The 18,612-nt window shown below is 53.1% G+C and carries 16 protein-coding genes and 1 tRNA gene; 10 read left to right on the top strand and 7 right to left on the bottom strand.

Going from position 1 to position 18,612, the window contains the following annotated elements:
* Positions 1-7: 7 nt before the first annotated feature.
* Both AC06ND_RS06230 and AC06ND_RS06225 read left to right on the top strand, forming a co-directional pair.
* Positions 8-166 carry a hypothetical protein gene (locus tag AC06ND_RS06230; protein ID WP_475678132.1) on the top strand — a complete coding sequence of 53 codons (159 nt, stop codon included), beginning with the start codon at positions 8-10 and terminating at the stop codon, positions 164-166.
* Complete coding sequence (locus AC06ND_RS06225; RefSeq protein WP_475678131.1) at positions 166-828, top strand: WbqC family protein; 663 nt, start codon at positions 166-168, stop codon at positions 826-828. The genes AC06ND_RS06230 and AC06ND_RS06225 overlap by 1 nt, the downstream gene beginning before the upstream one ends.
* 8 nt (positions 829-836) lie before the next feature.
* On the opposite strand, the gene AC06ND_RS06220 is transcribed toward AC06ND_RS06225, so the two are convergent.
* Positions 837-2,477: an OmpP1/FadL family transporter gene (locus AC06ND_RS06220; protein WP_475678130.1), complete on the bottom strand. Its 1,641-nt coding sequence runs from the start codon at positions 2,475-2,477 to the stop codon at positions 837-839.
* Positions 2,478-2,494: 17 nt separating this feature from the next.
* Positions 2,495-3,832, bottom strand: coding sequence for a hypothetical protein (locus AC06ND_RS06215; RefSeq protein ID WP_475678129.1), 1,338 nt, complete (start codon positions 3,830-3,832; stop codon positions 2,495-2,497).
* A gap of 122 nt (positions 3,833-3,954) precedes the next feature.
* Here AC06ND_RS06215 and proS point away from each other — a divergent pair, with 122 nt between their 5' ends.
* Genes proS through tilS form a run of 3 tightly spaced genes read left to right on the top strand, consistent with a single transcriptional unit; the run spans position 3,955 to position 7,851 of the window.
* Positions 3,955-5,433, top strand: a complete 1,479-nt coding sequence (proS, locus tag AC06ND_RS06210) for a proline--tRNA ligase (RefSeq protein WP_475678128.1) — start codon at positions 3,955-3,957, stop codon at positions 5,431-5,433.
* Positions 5,434-5,451: 18 nt separating this feature from the next.
* Positions 5,452-6,558: a DUF3078 domain-containing protein gene (locus tag AC06ND_RS06205; protein ID WP_475678127.1), complete on the top strand. Its 1,107-nt coding sequence runs from the start codon at positions 5,452-5,454 to the stop codon at positions 6,556-6,558.
* Positions 6,559-6,570: 12 nt separating this feature from the next.
* Positions 6,571-7,851, top strand: coding sequence for a tRNA lysidine(34) synthetase TilS (tilS, locus tag AC06ND_RS06200; RefSeq protein ID WP_475678126.1), 1,281 nt, complete (start codon positions 6,571-6,573; stop codon positions 7,849-7,851).
* Positions 7,852-8,293: 442 nt separating this feature from the next.
* Here tilS and AC06ND_RS06195 read toward each other — a convergent pair whose 3' ends face one another.
* Genes AC06ND_RS06195 through AC06ND_RS06175 form a run of 5 tightly spaced genes read right to left on the bottom strand, consistent with a single transcriptional unit; the run spans position 8,294 to position 13,837 of the window.
* Positions 8,294-9,541, bottom strand: coding sequence for a sodium ion-translocating decarboxylase subunit beta (locus tag AC06ND_RS06195; RefSeq protein WP_475678125.1), 1,248 nt, complete (start codon positions 9,539-9,541; stop codon positions 8,294-8,296).
* A gap of 12 nt (positions 9,542-9,553) precedes the next feature.
* Positions 9,554-11,392: a biotin/lipoyl-containing protein gene (locus AC06ND_RS06190; RefSeq protein ID WP_475678124.1), complete on the bottom strand. Its 1,839-nt coding sequence runs from the start codon at positions 11,390-11,392 to the stop codon at positions 9,554-9,556.
* A 7-nt stretch (positions 11,393-11,399) separates the two neighbouring features.
* The gene (locus AC06ND_RS06185; protein ID WP_475678123.1) at positions 11,400-11,645 is read right to left on the bottom strand and encodes an OadG family protein; all 246 of its coding nucleotides are present in this window, start codon (positions 11,643-11,645) and stop codon (positions 11,400-11,402) included.
* A 7-nt stretch (positions 11,646-11,652) separates the two neighbouring features.
* Positions 11,653-13,434 (bottom strand): signal peptide peptidase SppA, encoded by a 1,782-nt coding sequence (gene sppA / locus AC06ND_RS06180; protein ID WP_475678122.1) that lies wholly within the window; start codon positions 13,432-13,434, stop codon positions 11,653-11,655.
* Between the two features lie 49 nt (positions 13,435-13,483).
* Positions 13,484-13,837, bottom strand: a complete 354-nt coding sequence (locus tag AC06ND_RS06175; protein WP_475678121.1) for a hypothetical protein — start codon at positions 13,835-13,837, stop codon at positions 13,484-13,486.
* Between the two features lie 264 nt (positions 13,838-14,101).
* Here AC06ND_RS06175 and AC06ND_RS06170 point away from each other — a divergent pair, with 264 nt between their 5' ends.
* From AC06ND_RS06170 to AC06ND_RS06150, 5 genes are all read left to right on the top strand, one after another.
* Positions 14,102-16,255 carry a TonB-dependent receptor plug domain-containing protein gene (locus AC06ND_RS06170; protein WP_475678120.1) on the top strand — a complete coding sequence of 718 codons (2,154 nt, stop codon included), beginning with the start codon at positions 14,102-14,104 and terminating at the stop codon, positions 16,253-16,255.
* Between the two features lie 20 nt (positions 16,256-16,275).
* On the top strand, positions 16,276-16,608 hold the full coding sequence (locus AC06ND_RS06165; protein ID WP_475678119.1) for a heavy-metal-associated domain-containing protein: 333 nt from the start codon (positions 16,276-16,278) through the stop codon (positions 16,606-16,608).
* Positions 16,609-16,612: 4 nt separating this feature from the next.
* A complete protein-coding gene (locus AC06ND_RS06160) occupies positions 16,613-16,864 on the top strand; it encodes a hypothetical protein (protein WP_475678118.1) in 252 nt (83 codons plus the stop codon).
* Between the two features lies 1 nt (position 16,865).
* Positions 16,866-17,939 (top strand): TIGR04133 family radical SAM/SPASM protein, encoded by a 1,074-nt coding sequence (locus AC06ND_RS06155; RefSeq protein ID WP_475678117.1) that lies wholly within the window; start codon positions 16,866-16,868, stop codon positions 17,937-17,939.
* Between the two features lie 72 nt (positions 17,940-18,011).
* Positions 18,012-18,084: transfer RNA gene (locus AC06ND_RS06150), tRNA-Met, on the top strand.
* Positions 18,085-18,612: the final 528 nt, after the last annotated feature.

Raw genomic sequence — 18,612 nt, 5'->3', positions numbered from 1 at the left:
TGACCTCATCTACTTCAGCGGAATGAATGTCAGCGATGCGCTCGACCGCGTTGAGGCAGGTTTTCCTGAGAGTCAGGAGCGTGATACCATCTTGAACTTCATCAGAGGCTCGAAGAGGGGTATCGTCAAGGGCAACAGCATAGGATCTAAGGGCGATCTTGAATAGTGGCCGTACTCCTTACGTCGGCGTTCTGTGCGCCGGTGGAATATTACGCAGCGATTGCTGCTGAAGTTACCCTGTCTCCGGACAGGGTAATTCCGTCTGTGGTGTGGCTGGAGGCCTGCGAGAACTATCAGAAGCAGTCCTGGCGAAACAGGTGCACGATATGTGCTGCCGGAGGTCGCGAGAACATAAGCTTCCCTATAGTCCATAGGGAGGGCTCTCACAACAATATCCCCATCACTGAGGTCGAGATAGACTATAAGACGGATTGGGTGACGAGGGCTGAGAGGGCGATTACCTCGGCATACAGCACCTCTGCATTCTTCGAATACTATAAGGATGAACTTTTCGCCATACTCGACAGCCATCCCGAAACTCTTTTCGAACTGAACTCCCGCCTGATGGAGTACTTCCTCGCGATGCTGGGAATCCCTGCCGAGATACGTTTTACTCAGCAGTATGGCTCCGTCCCGGAAGACGCCAGGGATCTTCGTGAGGCAATCCACCCCAAGCGTGAGAATACGATCCTGGAGGAACTGGGCATAAGAAAACCGTACTACCAGGTGTTCTCCGGAAAGTACGGTTTCCAATATGGCGTGTCCGTCATGGACCTTCTCTTCAACGAGGGCCCCGATGCCCTCTCTCATCTCAAGTCAAGGTTCTAGACCTTGTCCTAGAAGCGATATCCGATAGTGAATACTCCGTTGATGAGGGTCCTGACGTTGCGGATTTCAGGGCTCGCTTCGAGCACCTTATTGTTATTTGTGTCGAGGATGTAGTCTGCGTAAGGCTTGATGTACTCTTCCTCGAGGAAGCTTGCCTTGGCGGCGAGGTCGAAGAAGAGGGCACCCTTGGTCTGGAAGCCTATGCCGGCTGAAGCCGCATGCCTGTACTGAGGCTTGATCGTCATGAGCTCTCCGAAGATGTCATAGTCGTTAGCAACCGCGGTGGTGTGCATGTCGTAGCCTGCCCTGAGAGCGAACTGAGGCGTCACCTTGTACTCGGCTCCGACCCTGAGGTTATGCTGGACGGTCATGCAGTCACGTATGCTCTCGTTCACGGCTCCGAAGCGGTCTTCCTCGTTCTGGTATCCGAACTTCATGCTCTTGAAGAACGTCGCCTCGTAGTCTGCGCTGACGAGGGCTTTCTTTCCGATGGTATATGCCACACCGGCGCTTGCATGCCAAGGAGTGTGGAGCACGTATCTCTGCTGTGCGCTTGGACTGCCGGACTCGCTGTTGTACTTCGAATTGTCATAACTGCTGGTTGCAGCAACGTTCCATGTCTCGGTCATCGCCTGATATGTAGGAGTCTGAACCGTTGCTCCGATACGGAGTGACTTGGTAGGAGTCATGATGAGTCCGAACTTACCGTACATGCCTGATCCCCTCACGTTGAAACGATACTGGTAACGAAGGCTCTTGAAGTAGGTGAGGACTTCCGCTCCCTTTTCATTGAATACGATGTCGAAATCCTTCATGTCCTGAGCGGCCTCCTCAATGTGCCAACCCATCTCGTATCTTATGGAAGTGATTCCGAAGTTCGCTCCGACGAAGATCCAGTCGTTGATGTTGAGGCCCAAGTTGATGACTCCGTCCTTCTTTGCGCCTTCGAGGCTTCTTCCGTAATCCTGCTTGAGGGTGCCTGCGCTGTATATGTTGTACGTGCCGTCCGGGTTGATGGTGTACTTCTCAGTTGCACCCACGTAGAGTTTCTCCTCTCCGCCGATGTTGCTGATGAGTCCGCCCTGTACTCCGGCGATGCAGTCCCATGGATAGAATCCGTTTTCGTACGCGTCAGATTTCACGAGCGAAGAATAGGGCGCGTTGGTGTTTGCGGCGAGCCAGCCGGCATACGAGGTGCCGTATGTGTTGCCGCTGGCCTTGGTGTTGTCAAGGAACACCTTCGAGACATTGGATGCAAAACCTAAGGTCACCCTTTTCACGCCTGAGCTCCTGTGGGTGTCAAAGCTGTATACGATACCGATGTTTGGAATGCTGGCATTGGTGGTGCGCCTGCTCGTGTAGTCGCCGAACCACTGCTCCGGCTGGGTTCCCTGTGCTCCGCTGATCGCGGTATTGAAACCGACGGAGAACGATGCCTGGAGGTTCTTGATGATGGCGGTGCCGGCAGGGTTGAGGCCCATAGCACCGGTATCGCCACCGAGGGCTGTGAATGCATTGCCCATTCCCAGGGTCCTGGCAGAGCCCACGTAGTCGTTCTCGCTGAAGAAGAGCCCGTCATACATGTTCTGCGCGTGGGCCGCAATTCCTGCGGTCAATGCAAGCAAGGTTGTGAATATGATTTTCTTCATTTCTGTCTTGATTTAGATTAACGCCTTCCTGCCGGTGCGCCACCACCTGAGCGTGTGGTGCTTCCGCCGCCAGAGTATCCGCCGGAGCTGCGTGATGCGCCGCCAGAGTATCCGCCACCGCCGCTGTATGATCCAGCACTGCGTGATGTGCCGCCAGAATAGCTTCCTGCGCTGCGTGTGGTGCCCTCATATCCTCTTGAAGTGCTTCCCGAGTAGCTGCTGCCATTGCTCCTGGTCACGCTTCCGTTCTGGTATACGCTGCCCCTGGATGTGCTGCCGCCGCTATATGAACTTGAGCGGGAAGTGCTGCTGCTCGAGGTAGATCTGCGGTAGGTGGATGTTGCAGGGGTAGAGTAGCTGCTGCTTCTCGTGGTGGTGTTGCCTACGCTGCTCCTGCTGGTGCTACCTACGCTGCTCCTGCTGGTGCTTGAGCTGGACTGGCTGCTTCTTACGTTGGTGCTTGCGCTCCTGACGTCAGAGTTCGATGCAGACCTTACGGTAGAAGATGATCCTGTAGATGTGCGTGCGATCTGGGTCATGGTCTTCGAGTCGACAGCCTTGCGTGCAACTGCAGTCGCGCTTGAAGCAGTCCTTGTAGTTGCAGTGCCAGCGGTCCTTGAGACTCCACCTGCGGTCCTCGATACTGCGGTACCTGCGACGTTGGTCCTTGTGCGTGCTGCGCTGGCCATGGCTCCGCTGCGCATTCCTGCTACTGAGCTGGGATATCTGCTCATAGGGGTAGCGGTGTATTGATAGCCGCGGTTGTGGTAGAATCCGGAATAGTAACCATCGTAGAATCCCATGTCGTAAGAGTACCAGTATGGTCCCCAATACCATCCATGGTAGTGCCAAGGCTCATAGAACGGGTAGAATCCTATATACCATGGGTCATGGAACCAAGGGTCGTACCAACCGTGCCAGTAGAATGGACTATGCCACGAATAATAGTATGGACCGTAGAACCAAGGGTCATGATACCAACTCCATGAATGGAAGCCGACGCCGAAATAGAAGCTCGGATAGCTCCATCCCCATGGGTCATAGTTCTCATAGATGTTGACGGTGGCGTTCTCCGGTATCTGGATGGTCGTGTTGCCGACCTTCATGTTCTTATAGATCTTTTCGGCATCTTTCGCAAGCTCCTCTTCCTGCTCGTCAACGAGTGACATGGTCTTCTTTGTCGCCTCTACGAGCGAGTCTGCTGCCGCTTTGTCAGCCTTGGAGACTGTTGATGACGGTCTGCCTGAGGCCGAGTAAAGATCGTCCTGATAAGCAAGATCGGAGATGTTTTTCGTGGTTCCGCATGCCGATACGGCAATAATGGCGGAAACAAGTATGCAAAACCTTATTTTCATTTCGTCTCTCTCCTATAAATTGGATAAAAATTCGTACATTCGCACTTCGTTGCGAATTGCATAGCAATTAGCATGCTAACTTGCACAATGATACTAAGTTTTTTCAACAAAATCAATATAAGATGGCAAAAGAAGTGACAAGCAGGTCCGAGAACTACTCTCAGTGGTACAACGACCTCGTTGTAAAGGCTGACCTCGCAGAGCAGTCTGCAGTCAGGGGATGTATGGTGATCAAGCCTTATGGTTATGCGATCTGGGAGAAGATGCAGCATGAGCTTGACAAGATGTTCAAGGAGACAGGACATGTCAATGCATATTTCCCTCTCTTCATCCCTAAGTCTTTCTTCAGCCGCGAGGCTGAGCACGTCGCAGGCTTCGCGAAGGAGTGTGCGGTAGTGACACATCACCGTCTCATGAACGACCCTAACGGAAAGGGCGTCGTTGTCGATCCTGAGGCTAAGCTCGAGGAGGAACTCATCGTACGTCCTACTTCCGAGACCATCATCTGGTCTACATACAAGAACTGGATCACCTCATGGAGGGATCTCCCTATCCTCTGCAACCAGTGGGCTAACGTCGTACGCTGGGAGATGCGTACCCGTCTTTTCCTCCGTACCGCAGAGTTCCTCTGGCAGGAGGGACATACTGCACATGCTACCGCTCAGGAGGCTATCGAGGAGACCAACCGCATGGTCAACGTGTATGCTGATTTCGCACGCAATGTGATGGCTCTTCCTGTGATCGTAGGACATAAGAGCCCTAACGAGAGATTCGCAGGTGCGCTTGATACCCTTACCATTGAGGCCATGATGCAGGACGGTAAGGCTCTCCAGGCAGGTACATCTCATTTCCTCGGACAGAACTTCGCTAAGTCATTCGACGTTACATATACCAACAAGGAAGGCAAGCAGGAGTATGTATGGGCAACATCGTGGGGCGTTTCAACCCGTCTCATGGGTGCTCTCATCATGTCTCATGGAGACGATAACGGTCTCGTGCTTCCACCGAAGCTCGCACCTATCCAGGTCGTGATGGTTCCTATCTTCAAGACAGAGGAGGAACACAACGCCATCCTCGACAAGATGTACGAGATCAAGAAGGAACTCGAGGCTGCAGGCCATAGCGTCAAGGTTGACGATCGTGATACTCTCCGCCCAGGATTCAAGTTCGCGGAGTGGGAGCTCAAGGGAGTTCCTGTACGTGTTGCCATCGGCCCACGCGACCTTGCAAACGGTACTGTGGAGCTTGCTCGCCGTGATACCCTCACCAAGGAGTCTGCACCAATGGAAGGTCTCAGCGCCCGCATCGATGCTCTCCTCGAGGACATCCAGAAGAATATCTATGACAAGGCGGCAGCCTACCGTTCGGCGAACATCCGCAAGGTTGACACCTGGGAGGAGTTCAAGACCGAGATCCAGAAGGGCGGTTTCCTTCTCTGCCATTGGGATGGTACTCCTGAGACCGAGCAGGCTATCAAGGATGAGACCAAGGCAACCATACGATGCATCCCTGAGGATACCGTCGTATGCGAGGAAGAGGGCAAGTGCATCTACAGCGGCAAGCCTTCATCAAAGAGAGTCGTATTTGCAATTTCATACTAATCTTAATTCATACAGAACATGAAGAAGACTATTATCATAATCGCAGCAATGCTCAGCTCATTCGCTGCCATGGCACAGGACGAGGCAGCAGCCGCAGCAGCCGCAGCAGCCGCAGCAGCACCTGAGGCTCCAGCCCCAGCCCCTAGGTTCAAGGATTTCTGGGTTGAGTCTCTTGCCACAAACATCAATCTCGGACAGACATCTCTCACCAACTGGGCGGCCGGTGGTGACAACACCGTGTCACTTGCCGCCTATATCGACGGTAACGCGAACTACAAGAAGGAGGCAATGTTCTGGAACAACCGTCTCCAGCTCGACTACGGATTCCTCTACGCTTCTTCGAAGCCACTCCTTCAGAAGAATGCTGACCGTATCTACCTCGAGTCTCGCTGGGGTTATCAGATCAAGGATAAGCTCTACTTCTCAGCCAACTATGACTTCAAGTCACAGTTCACTACAGGTTACGAGTACAAGACTCCAGCAGCAAAGCATGACGACGATGGTAATCCTATTGATCCTACCAGGCAGGACTGGAAGGACGCTCGCGTAGGTAAGTCAAACTTCCTTTCACCTGCGTACACCACTCTCGCGCTTGGTATCGACTGGAAGCCTAAGGATTGGTTCAGCGTCAGCTTCGCGCCTCTCACCGGTGGTTACACCTTCGTGATCGACCCTGCATACCGTACTGCTTACTCTATGAAGCTCAAGAAGGAGTTCGAGGGACTCTCAGACGAGGAGATCGCAGCAAAGAATCAGCAGGCCATCGAGAAAGGCTTCGGCGGTGGCAATCTTAGCCCATATCGCTCACACAGATTCGAGTTTGGTGCCATGCTCAAGGTCGACCTCAAGGCTCAGGTCAACGACAAGTTCTTCTATACGACTCAGTTCGTTCTCTTCGAGGATTACCTCAAGGACCACAAGGCTCATCCATGTCCTCGTATCAACTGGGATAACCGTATCGACTGGAAGCTCGCCAAGTACTTCGCACTTACCCTCACTACCAACCTCATCTATGATGACATGGTCAAGATCGTGACCAAGAAGCATCCAGAGGGCGGTCCTGCAGTACAGTTCAAGGAGTCTATCGCGTTCGGTTTCACTTACACCATTTCGTCTAAGAAGTAATCGAAGACCAATATGAAAGTTCTCCTGGCTGTAAGCGGAGGCATCGATTCAATGACTATGGCTGACATCATGTTCAGCCATAGTCGTATATATGAGGGCCTCGCCATCGCTCATTGCAATTTCCATCTTCGTCCCGGCGACTGTGACCAGGATGCGGAGTTGGTGGAGCATTGGGCTGCAGCGCATGGAATCAGGTTCCACGGGAAGGACTTCGATACCGTAGCATATTCTCGGGAACATGGCGTCAGCATAGAGATGGCCGCCCGTGAGCTCAGGTATGGCTGGTTTGCGCAGTTGTGTGCCGACGAGGGCTACGATGCTGTGGCCGTCGCCCACAACGCCAACGACAATGCCGAGACTCTCATGCTCAACCTGCTGCGCGGAACAGGCCTGAGGGGTATTGTGGGCATGTCCGACGGCATGGTGCGACAAATTTCGTCGCATTCATATAAGATGCCTCCGGCGGTGATCCGACCTCTCCTTGGAATGACCAGGGCTGAGATTGAAGACTATGCCAGAGATCACGAAGTGCCCTTCAGGACGGACAGGACCAATCTCGAGAACGAGTATGGCAGGAATAAGATCCGAAATCAGGTTTTCCCTGTGTTCTCGGAGATTAACGGAGCCTTCGTCCAGGTCCTGAACCGCGACATGAAACATTTTTCAGCGGCCTCTGCAATCGTTGATGACTGGTGCGCCGAGAATCGCACGGAAGTCATGGACGGTGATAGTGTCGTTGTTTCCAGGCTTCTCTCTATCAAGCATTGGGAGTATCTGCTCTATGATATCCTTGACAGCTACGGATTCTCTTCTGCCGTGATTTCTGACGTTTGCAGACTCCTGTCGGACAATGACGCCACCTTCTCCGGCAAATGCTTTGAGAGCGCTGATTACAGGCTCTATTCTGCTTCAGACAGGCTTCTGATCTCAGACAAGTCCGGGGCGCCTGAGCCTTCATTCGTGTTCGAAGAGTTACCTTATGATCCATCCATGGATCTTCGTTGTCCGGCTGGCACCCTGATCTATGATGCTGAAAAGCTTCCTTCAGGTGCCGTCATCAGGCCCTGGGCAGAAGGTGACTGGCTGAGGCCTCTCGGCATGAAGGGGAAGAAGAAACTCAGCGACCTCTTCACTGACCTCCATCTCTCGCTTCCGGAAAAGTCCGTAATTCGTGTCCTGGCGTCGTCAGACAGCTCAGACCACCATGTCTACGCTGTCCTCTGCCTTCGTATCGACGACTCTCTCAAGGTCACTACGTCCACCAGGACCGTCGTCAAAGTCACCCAAAGGTAGATCCATCATTTGCCTAAATCCTGTCTTTTTGCCAGCGGCCTTTTGCTCGCCCATGGCGCGAGCGACAAAAAACGGCTTGTTTTTGTCTTTCGTGACGTGTTTTTAGCGTTTTTTCTACGTTTTGCTGGCGCGAACTCCAAAAATCCTTTGTTTTTTGTCGTTCGTGCCAAACTACGGTGCATGCTTGTCTCGGCGGCAGGCTGTCCCCACCGGGACCCCTAGTCACCCGTGACTTCGTAAACGGGGGGGGCCCACAAGCGCAGCGCGGTGGGAGGGATGGTGCGAGGCGGAAGGTCTCCGGTGGGACAGCCCGCCGCCGAAACATTTGTCGAAACTTAGTGTAGTCGGCATGCCCCTCGGGGCAGCTGCGATAACAACGAGCGGAAACGAAAGAGAGCCCGACCCAGATGGTCGGACCCTCTTTCTGTTATGTAGGTTGAATTTAGCCGAGGAAAGAGATGAGGATACCGGCAGCGACAGCTGAACCGATGACACCGGAGATATTCGAAGCCATGCAATAGTTGAGTACATGGTTCTTCGGATCGTACTTGGTGCTGATTCCGTTGCAAACGCGGCTTGCCATAGGCACGGCAGAAAGGCCGGTAGCTCCTACGAGCGGATTGATCTTCTTCTTCGCGAAAAGGTTCCAAACCTTCACCATGCAGATACCGCTTGCGATGCTGAGAGCGAAAGCGAGGAAGCCTCCGATCACGATGCCGATGGTAGTGAGGTTGAGGAAAGCCTCAGAGGTCATGGTCGCGCCGACGCAAAGTCCGAGGAAGATGGTGGCTGCGTTCATGAGACCGTTGCTTGCGGTATTGAAGAGGCGGCTTGTGTCTGGACCGATCTCCCTGATGAGGTTACCGAACATCAGCATACCTACGAGCGGAACTGCAGTAGGGACGAAGATTGCCACGATGGTGGTAACTGCGATAGGGAAGATGATCTTCACGGCGCGCATGTTCTTGATCTCATTCTTCTCAGGATAGAGCTTGTCCTGCTCCTTCATGTTGATAGCGAGCTCCTTCTTGCTGCAGAGAAGCTTCACCACGAGAGGGATGATAACCGGAACGAGAGCCATGTAGCTGTATGCGGCGATGGCGATAGGGCCGAGAAGGTGAGGCGCAAGCTTGATGGTGGTGAAGATTGCGGTAGGACCGTCAGCACCGCCGATGATTCCGAGAGAACCTGCTTCCTGCGGGGTGAAGCCCAGGAGAAGGGCAACGATGAACACTGCGAATATACCGAACTGTGCAGCTGCGCCGAAGATGGCGAGCTTGAGGTTGCGGAGCATAGGACCGAAGTCAGTCATCGCACCGACACCCATGAAGATCACAGGTGGGAGGAGTCCGGACTTGATCAATGCGTAGTAGAGGTAGTTCATTATGCCGAACTCATGCGCAATCTTGTGGAGAGGCATGTCCCAGATAATTTCCTTTGTGCCATCGGCGAGGGTAACATAGCCGAGAGAGTCAGCCTGGATGACACCCATGTCGCCTCCAGGGAAGTTTGCGATGAGGACGCCGAACGCAATAGGAACGAGAAGAAGAGGTTCATACTTCTTCACGATGCCGAGGTACAGCAATCCGAACGCAATGAGATACATCACGAGGAAGGTAGGGTCTGCGATGATGCTGCTCAGGGCAGTCATCTCGTAGAGCTTCCTCAATATTTCAACAAAACCGTCCATCCCTGTCCTCCTTTAGTTTCTAGCGATCTTGAGGATCACGTCGTCTTCGTCGATGGTGTCGCCGTTGTGGGCGAGGATGGCGGTGATGGTTCCGTCAAAGTCAGCGCTGATGGCGTTGTTCACCTTCATGGCCTCGATGTAGCAGAGCGTGTCGCCCTTCTTTACCTTGTCGCCGACCTTCTTAGGCTGCTCGCCTGGCTCGCTGGTAAGATAGAACTTGCCGGAGAGCGGAGCAGGAATGTCCTCACCTGCGCCTGCAGGAGCAGCAGGGGCTGCGGCCTCTGGGCTTGCGGTAGGAACTGCGTCACCGTATGCGACGTCGAGCTTATAGGTCTGGCCATTGAGAGTTACTGTTATCACTGAAGGCATTGCTGCTGCTGAAGGAGCATTCTTCTCTGCCTTGCGCTTAGCGAGATCGGCCTCGAAGTCAGCCTTTGCCTTGCCGCTCTTGTATGCCTCATACTGGGTTGGATGCATTGCGTACTCGAAGAGTTCCTCGTCGTCCTGACCCCTGTCCCAACCGTTAGCCTTCATCTTCTCGATGAAGCTGTCGAGGCAGTCAGGATAGTTCTCCTGAGGGTCGTTCTCGAGGAATGCACGATTCTGTGACTTCGCGAGCTCGACGAGCTCAGGAGCGACAGGACCGGCAAGCTTTCCTGCCTTTCCGAGAATCATATCCCAGATATTGTCTCCGATCATGCTCCAACGCTCCTTGCCCTTCTCCATCTGGATCACGTTCATGAGCGCGAGGTTCTTCACGTACTGCGAGAACGGAGTCACGAGGGTAGGGTATCCGACGCGTGGCCATACGTAAGCCACCTCGTCAAAGAGCTTGATGAGGATCTGGTCGGTGGTGAGAGTTGGCTGACCGTTCTTGGTCTTCCACTTGTTGAGCTGTGCGAGGTTGTCCTCAAGGTCGGTCATGAGCGATCCCATCATTCCGCCAGGGAGGCCTGGCTTGATGAGGAGTGAGTTGTTGACCCTGTTGAGATCCGGACAATAGTAGCCGAGGAAGTCGTCAAGCATCTCCTGAATCTGGGTGCGTACTTCCATGTATGCCTCCATGTTGATCTCCTTAACCTTGAATCCAGCGTCCTTGAGCATCTCCTGTACGGCAATCACGTCAGCGTGACCGGTACCCCATGAGAGAGGCGACATGCCGACATCTACATAGTCGCAACCATTCTCGCAAACCTCGAGGATGGATGCCATGTTGAAGCCAGGACCTGCATGAGAATGGTACTGGATGATGATGTCTTTCTTGATAGCCTTGATGCCGGCTACGATCTTTCCGAGTGATGCAGGACGTGCGATACCCGCCATGTCCTTGAGGCAGATCTCGTCAGCACCAGCCTCGATGAACTGCTTCGCAAGGTCGAGATAGTACTCGACTGTATGGACAGGGGAGAAGGTTACGCAGAGCGACGCCTGGGCGATCATTCCTGCGTCCTTGGCGTACTTGATCGAAGGAATCACGTTCCTCGGGTCATTGAGTCCGCAGAAGATTCGGGTGATATCTGTACCCTGGGCCTTCTTTACCCTATAGAAGAGCTGTCTCAGATCCTTTGGACATGGGCTCATCCTGAGTCCGTTGAGTGCACGGTCGAGCATGTGTGTCTGGATGCCTGCCTCATGGAAAGGCCTGGTCCATTCCCTGACAGCGATGTTAGGATTCTCTCCGAAAAGAAGGTTCACCTGCTCGAAGCCACCGCCGTTGGTCTCGACGCGATCGAAGCATCCCATACGGATGATTGCGGGAGCAACCTTCACGAGCTGGTCTACCCTTGGCTGATACTTACCGGCGCTCTGCCACATGTCCCTGAATACGAGACTGAGTTTTACTTCTCTCATATATGTACTAGTTGATTCTGGTTAAGTTTACAATATGACCCTTGCCTCCGGTAAGCTGTGCGACAGCCTCCTGGAGTATTGCCATTGGGACTTCTCCCTCTGACGATGACTTTTCTTTCTTTACCTCCTCCGGAGCAATCTTGTTGATGACGGAAATGAGGAGCTTGCTGCCGTAGATCACGATCATGAGGATCATGAACACGGTAACCATACCTATCAGCATAAGCTGAAATCCCATTGCCAAGTTTTCCATAAAAATCTTATTCTACGGTTATTGCATACGGCATTCTGGCATAAACCTGTCCTGCCTTAGTTTCATTGAAATCCCTGAAAGCCCTCTCTACGCCTGCGAAAGGAGTTCCCGCGAACACGAGCTCTTCCTTGGACATGCCTACCATCTCATAGACCTGATCCATGAGGGTGAGAGGCTTAGGGTATGATACGATCTGCCAGCTGCTGAGGTCGCTGCCGTTGACTCCATGGGCAACCTCCGCTGCATAGTGTACCGCATCCTCCAGGGTTCCGATCTGGTCTACGAGACCGATCTTGAGCGCGTCCGCACCTGCCCAGACCCTGCCCTGGGCTATATCATCGACATAGCTTACCTCGAGTCCGCGACCCTCGGCAACTATGCTGGTGAATCTATCGTAGATGGACTCGACTGATGCCTGCATGTAGTCAAGCTCGTCCTGGTCGAACGGTCTCATAAGACTGTACATGTCGCTGTGGGCGTTGGTGCCGATGGTGACCACGTTCACATGGGCGAGATTCTTCGTGGTCTTGCTGACCTCAGGTATCATGCTGAATACGCCGATCGATCCGGTAAGGGTAGTGGCGTCAGAGAAAATCTTGTCACAGCTGTTTGAGATCCAATATCCGCCCGAAGCGGCATAGGCTCCGTAAGACGCGATTACAGGCTTGCACTCGCGCAGAAGCTCTATCTCGTTCTTGATCTTCTCTGATGCGAGTACGCTTCCTCCAGGAGAACTTACGCGGAATACGACAGCCTTGACGCTGCTGTCCTGGCGTACCTTTGCGATGATGGATGCGAAACGGTCGCCAGCGACTTCCTTCTTGTCGTTTCCGTCGATGATCTCGCCGTCAGCATAGACGATCGCGATCTTCTCCTTGGACCTGTAATTGGTGGTGACCTTTGCTGCGGCGTATTCAGGGAAGTCGATGAACTTGACCTTGCTGAACTTCTCTACCATATATAAAGTGGCGAGCTGGTTCTGAAGTTCCTCTCTTGTGTAGAGCTCGTCGACAAGACCTGCGGAAAGGAAATCCTCGGGAGAGTTGAGCTTGAGCCCGTCGATATATTCATTGAACTGCTCTGCTGTGATTCCGCGTGAGGCGGCAATCTTTGCGCTCATGTCTTCCCAGATGGTGCCGAGGAGAGTCTCGTACTGGAGCCTGTTCTCCGCGCTGATGTCGTTACGGATATACATCTCGCCGGCTGACTTATACTTGCCGTGGCGGATGAGCTGTACGTTGACTCCAAGCTTGTCGAGAAGGTCCTTGAGGAAGATGATCTGGGTAGAGATACCCACGATCTCGTTCATTCCGCCCTCGCATGAGGTCATGTATACCTTGTCTGCTACCGATGCGAGATAGTAAGCAGCGTTGCCGGGATTCTCGATATACGCGATCACTGCCTTGCCTCTGTTGCGAAGATTGTCAAGGGCGATCCTGAACTCCTCGAGCTCAGCGTAGCCGCCGGACGCTCCGTCAGCAAGGATGTATACGTACTTGACGCCGGGGTCCTCGGCTGCGATGTTCAATGCCTGGACTGCATCCCATACGCCTACCTGGGTCATCGAGTTTCCGCCCTGGAGAGACTCCATGGGATTGGCTTCTCTACTCTGTTCGGAAATGGTCATTGTCGACATGTCGATCTTGAGCACTCCGGTAGAAGGAGGGACAGAAGCCCCCGAGCCCATTGATGCTATTCCACCGAGCATCATCAGACCGAAAATAGAGCAGATTATGCTGGCGATAATCACGCCGACAATCACTGCGAGAGTCGTTTTCCAAAACTTCATTTTCAAAGGCGTTATTTGGGTCAAAGTTATGAAAATATTTTAAAAAATACTATATTTGTGGCCTGAAATGTGCATTAGGAAGGTCATAATTTCCCTTATTTCGCTTACCCTGGTCGTTTTTTACGTCCTGGGTATCGGTGGCGTCAATATCCACAGCTGCAACCATACGGGAGAACGGTACCTGACCTTGCTCATCGAGGGAACCTCCTGCGATGAAATCCATCCTGAACACCATCATCACCACGGCCATTGCAGTTGTGAAGACTGCTGCGATTGCTGCTGTCAGGAGCATGAAGGTTGCGATTGCTGCGATGATTGCGATGATGAGGACGGATGCTGCACCAACGATTCCATCCAGCTTTTCCTTACCGGGGACAGCGATCATGTTTCGGGTTTCGAGCATGTTACGATAGACTGTCAGACCCTGCTCGTTCCCCAGTTCCCAAGCCTCGAGCTTGGCTCCTTCTCTTCCGTGGCCTTCAGGCCGCTCGCCGTCTCCCTGCCTGGGGTGGACAGGCTATCCAATTTCTGTATCCTCAGAGTCTGATAAAAGGCTCGGCCACGTCGTGGCCTGCGTGAGGACGTGCTGAAAGTGCGTCCCGGGCTTTGCGTATGCACGTACGTGCGTACCGATTTTATCATTCGTTATCAATTAGAGGATTCAAAGATGAAAAAGATAATCTATACCATCATTGCAGTCATGTCCATCGCGCCGGTTTCAGTCTTTGCGCAGGACATCGACACTGACGACATCTACGGCGACAGGGCTGACAGCCTCGATGCCACCGTGTTCGTAGGGCGTCAGCAGACCTCCTTCCTTTCCAAGCAGAAGCCTGTCAGGACGGAGGTGATCACGGCTGCAGGTCTCTGTACCATGGCCTGCTGCAACCTTGCGGAGAGCTTCGAGAACTCTGCGAGCGTCACCGTAGGCTATTCTGATGCGGTGACCGGAGCACGCCAGATCCGTCTGCTCGGTCTCAGCGGAACCTATACCCAGATGCTCGACGAGAACCGCCCAGTCATGCGCGGTCTCGCAGCTCCGTTCGGACTTGCGTATGTGCCTGGCCAGTGGCTTGAGAGCATCCAGATCGCGAAGGGCGCTACTTCCGTAATCAACGGAGTCGAGTCCATCACCGGCCAGATCAACATGGAGCACCGCAAGCCTACCGACGAGAAGCCTCTGTTCATCAACCTTTCGACCATGAACGATACCAAGACCGACTTCAACGTCGCGTCCTCGCTTCAGCTCAATGACTCTTGGAGCACGGTTCTCCTCGGCCATGTCAGCGGCAACTTCATCAGCATGGACGAGAACATGGACGGTTTCCTCGACGATCCTAAGCAGCTCCAGTTCAACCTCAGCAACCGCTGGCTCTACTATTCGCTCAACGGCGTGCAGGTCCGTTTCGGCGTGCGCGCAATCCGCGATACCCGCCGCGGCGGTCAGTACGAGATGCATACCAACAAGAAGGGCGAGATGTCCATGTGGGGGCAGCCGGAGTATGTGTATGACAACTACATGGCCGACAAGACCAGCGCGTGGGGCTCGAACATCCTCAATCAGTCCATCGGTGGCTACCTCAAGGTCGGCGTTCCTCTCAATGAGGACAATTCCCAGAATGTCGCAGCCGTGCTCGACTATACCTATTACGACATGAATTCGCATTTCGGTGCGACCTCATATATTGCAAGCCAGCACTCGGCATTCGTCAACCTCCTGTACCAGAATGAACTCAGCGAGGACCATCATTTTACCCTCGGTCTCAGCGCTACCGGCGACGTCTACAAGGAGAATCTCGAGAGGATACTCCTCCTGGGCAAGTACGCTGAGGAAAAGGCACCTGCGCTCGTGAATGCCGGCATCTTCGGCGAGTATACTTTCCCCGCAGGTGAGAAGTTCTCTTCTATCCTCGGACTTCGCGGCGACTGGTTCAAGGGCGACGGATTCAAGTTCTCGCCTCGTCTTACCCTCAAGTATGCCCCTGTCGAGGATGTGCTCGTGCTCCGTGCCAACGCCGGTCGCGGTATCAGGTACTCATCACCGCTCACCGACAATGTCGGTGTGTTCTCGACTTCGAAGGAGTTCAAGGGCGACTTCAACAAGCACCTCCTCGAGGATGCATGGATCTTCGGCGGCAATGCGACCTATTATTTCCCTCTCGGCGCATCTGACAATGCTTATGTAAGCTTCGACTATTTCCGCACCCAGTTCGTGCAGCAGGCTATGGTCGACTATGAACACTACATGGGCGCGATCGATTTCTATGACCTCAAGAGTCTCGACCATGGCCGTTCATTCACCGATACTTACCAGCTCGACTTCTCATGCGAGCCTTTCCGCGGATTCACTGTGACCCTCACCGGCCGCTACACAAACGCCAAGACCTCTCTTGCCGACAAGGTGGGACTCGTAGAGAAGCCTATGACCAGCAAGTACAAGGGTGTGCTTACCCTCCAGTATGCGACCAACCTCAATAAGTGGATCTTCGACTTCACCGCTTCGGTGAACGGTCCTAGCCGCGTATACGATTTCATGGCCAACCTCAAGGATGCCGAGGGCAATCTCCTCTACAAGGACGGCAAGACTCCTGTCTATCCTTTGCTCTATGCTCAGGTTACAAAGAGATTCAAGGGCGTCGACATATATGTGGGCGGCGAGAACCTTACCAACTTCAGACAGAAGAACGTAATTCTCGGCCATAAGAATGGCGAGGTTTTTGATACTTTCGCTCCGGACTTCGACGCGAGCTGCGTATGGGGACCGCTCATGGGCATCAAGGTCTATGCAGGCCTCAGGTTCACACTTTGGAAAACAGAATAAAAACTATAACTTAGCAGAATATGAAGAAGATAGCAGTAATGGCAATCCTCGCAGCTGCAATGCTCGCAGGTGCCCAGACAGCTTCGGCTGAAAACATGAACAACACAGAGATCCAGCTTTTCAAGAAGAGCAAGGTCGAGACAAAGACCGTGACCTTCAAAACCACCATCCATTGCGAGAATTGCGCAAAGAAGGTGAAGGAGAACATCTCTTTCGAGAAGGGCGTCAAGGGTCTCGAGGTTTCTGTTGACGACAAGATGGTCAAGGTTACCTACGATCCTTCGAAGATTACCGTTGAGAAGCTCAAGGCTGCTCTCAAGAAGCTCGGATACGACGCAGAAGTAATCGCATAAGTATATGAAGAAAAGACTGACCAGGATCTGTGCCTGGGGCGTGGCAGTGCTGCTCGGGTCCCTCGCAGGAGCTTGCTCGTCGTCTTCGAAAGTTTCCAGAACCCCTGAATCAGAGCCCGAAGAAGGCCCTGGCTCAGGGGCTCTTGCGCCTAAGGACACTGTCGTCAGGAGACAGGACGGTCCAGGTTCCATAAGGCTGCTTTACGGGATCCGTCCGGTCGAGTATCGCCAGATGGAGCAGGATAAGACTGAGTAGGATGTCGGAACTTTCGATCAGACAGCGTCTGGCGCTCGAGCTGAACCGTCAGCTGGTGAAGGATGCCCGCGAAGAGCACCCTCTGACCCAGCTTTTCTGGGAGTCGACCCTCAGATGCAACAATGCCTGCCGCCACTGCGGAAGTGACTGCAAGGTGTCTGATGTCCACCCTGACATGCCCTTCGAGGACTTCGAGAGGGTCCTCCTCCGTGTCAAGGAGAAATATGATTCTCACAAGATCATGGTGATCGTATCCGGAGGTGAGCCGTTGGTCCGCCCGGACATACTCAGCAACGGACGCCGCATCTATGATCTCGAATTTCCATGGGGAATGGTATCCAACGGTCGTCTGATGACCCCGAGGATGATTGACGGACTACTCGGTGCCGGCATACATTCCCTGACCATCAGCCTCGACGGCTTCGAGGCTGACCATAACTGGATGCGCGGCTGTCCTGACGGTTTCCAATATGCCTCCAAGGCCGTGGAGATACTTGCCCACGAGCCTTCGATCGAGTTCGATGTCGTGACCTGCGTGAACAACCGAAACTACGAGAAGCTTGCAGAATTCAAGGAGTATCTCATTTCTCTGGGCCTCAAGCATTGGCGTCTTTTTACCATCTTTCCGGTAGGGCGTGCTGCGAAGGATCCCGAGCTCCAGCTCTCGGCAGAACGCTTCCGCGGGCTGATGGCTTTCATTTCCCGGACCCGCGAGGAGGGAAGGATAGACGCCAGCTACGGTTGCGAAGGTTTCCTCGGACGTTATGAGGGCATGGTGCGAGACCATCTCTTCAGCTGCCAGGCAGGTCTCAGCGTTGCTTCCGTGCGTATAGACGGTGCGATCTCGGCTTGCGGCAGCATACGCGCCGACTATGATCAGGGTAATATCTACAAGGACGATTTCATCGACGTCTGGGAGAATCGCTTCCAACCTTATCGCGACCGTTCATGGGCCAGGGAAGGGAAATGCGGGTCATGCAAGTGGTGGCGCTATTGCGAGGGTGGCGGTATGCACCTGAGGGGCGAGAACGGTAAGCTCATCCTCTGCCACATGGACCGAATCAGCGGCGAATAGGCCGGATTTTTTAAAATTTTTATAAACAAAATTTGCGGATTTAAAAATCTTGCGTATCTTTGCAATCCACATCGCGGGATAGAGCAGTTGGTAGCTCGTCGGGCTCATAACCCGGAGGCCGGAGGTTCGAGTCCTTCTCCCGCTACTAATTTAAAAATACATATCAGTCTTCCGAGTACGAAGGGAGCAACTGAGACCTCACCATATAGCTGTCATCCAATACCTTGGGTGGCTTTTTTGTTTTTGTGTCTTGTGGTTCGAGGTCGGTCCTCTCCCTAAGCCTCCACATGGACGTCATCACTAGTCATTGAGTGCAACTGGAACGATGAATCTTCGAGCATTTTCGAAAAATAATCAGTTATGACGCTAAATCTTTGCGCCGGGCTATGTAAATACGGGAGAATAGATTTATATTTGGTTAGATAAATTGCAATTGCGTATGGCGACACAATCAGACAAGCAGACACGCACAATCAAGAGAATTCTATTAGTAATCCTTCTTGTTGGTGCGATTTGGATGTGTGTAGATTCTTTTTGTGATTATTTAGGTGATCACAAACTTCTTCACCTTTCCCAGTCGTTATTCTTCCTTCTATATATCATCTTCTTTGGATGGCAGGCAGTTGTAGATTACAAGCGAAATAAAGGAGACAAATAATTAGCCACTACCGTA

Source organism: Candidatus Cryptobacteroides sp. (assembly GCF_056207615.1).
This window is presented reverse-complemented; position numbering and strand designations above follow the sequence as displayed.

Excerpts from the sequence above, each read along its gene's own strand:
- AC06ND_RS06220 (WP_475678130.1), bottom strand. The coding sequence starts at position 2,477 with ATGAAGAAAATCATATTCACAACCTTGCTTGCATTGACCGCAGGAATT.
- AC06ND_RS06215 (WP_475678129.1), bottom strand. The coding sequence starts at position 3,832 with ATGAAAATAAGGTTTTGCATACTTGTTTCCGCCATTATTGCCGTATCG.
- proS (WP_475678128.1), top strand. The coding sequence starts at position 3,955 with ATGGCAAAAGAAGTGACAAGCAGGTCCGAGAACTACTCTCAGTGGTAC.
- AC06ND_RS06205 (WP_475678127.1), top strand. The coding sequence starts at position 5,452 with ATGAAGAAGACTATTATCATAATCGCAGCAATGCTCAGCTCATTCGCT.
- tilS (WP_475678126.1), top strand. The coding sequence starts at position 6,571 with ATGAAAGTTCTCCTGGCTGTAAGCGGAGGCATCGATTCAATGACTATG.
- AC06ND_RS06195 (WP_475678125.1), bottom strand. The coding sequence starts at position 9,541 with ATGGACGGTTTTGTTGAAATATTGAGGAAGCTCTACGAGATGACTGCC.
- AC06ND_RS06190 (WP_475678124.1), bottom strand. The coding sequence starts at position 11,392 with ATGAGAGAAGTAAAACTCAGTCTCGTATTCAGGGACATGTGGCAGAGC.
- AC06ND_RS06185 (WP_475678123.1), bottom strand. The coding sequence starts at position 11,645 with ATGGAAAACTTGGCAATGGGATTTCAGCTTATGCTGATAGGTATGGTT.
- sppA (WP_475678122.1), bottom strand. The coding sequence starts at position 13,434 with ATGAAGTTTTGGAAAACGACTCTCGCAGTGATTGTCGGCGTGATTATC.
- AC06ND_RS06175 (WP_475678121.1), bottom strand. The coding sequence starts at position 13,837 with ATGCTCGAAACCCGAAACATGATCGCTGTCCCCGGTAAGGAAAAGCTG.
- AC06ND_RS06170 (WP_475678120.1), top strand. The coding sequence starts at position 14,102 with ATGAAAAAGATAATCTATACCATCATTGCAGTCATGTCCATCGCGCCG.
- AC06ND_RS06165 (WP_475678119.1), top strand. The coding sequence starts at position 16,276 with ATGAAGAAGATAGCAGTAATGGCAATCCTCGCAGCTGCAATGCTCGCA.
- AC06ND_RS06160 (WP_475678118.1), top strand. The coding sequence starts at position 16,613 with ATGAAGAAAAGACTGACCAGGATCTGTGCCTGGGGCGTGGCAGTGCTG.
- AC06ND_RS06155 (WP_475678117.1), top strand. The coding sequence starts at position 16,866 with ATGTCGGAACTTTCGATCAGACAGCGTCTGGCGCTCGAGCTGAACCGT.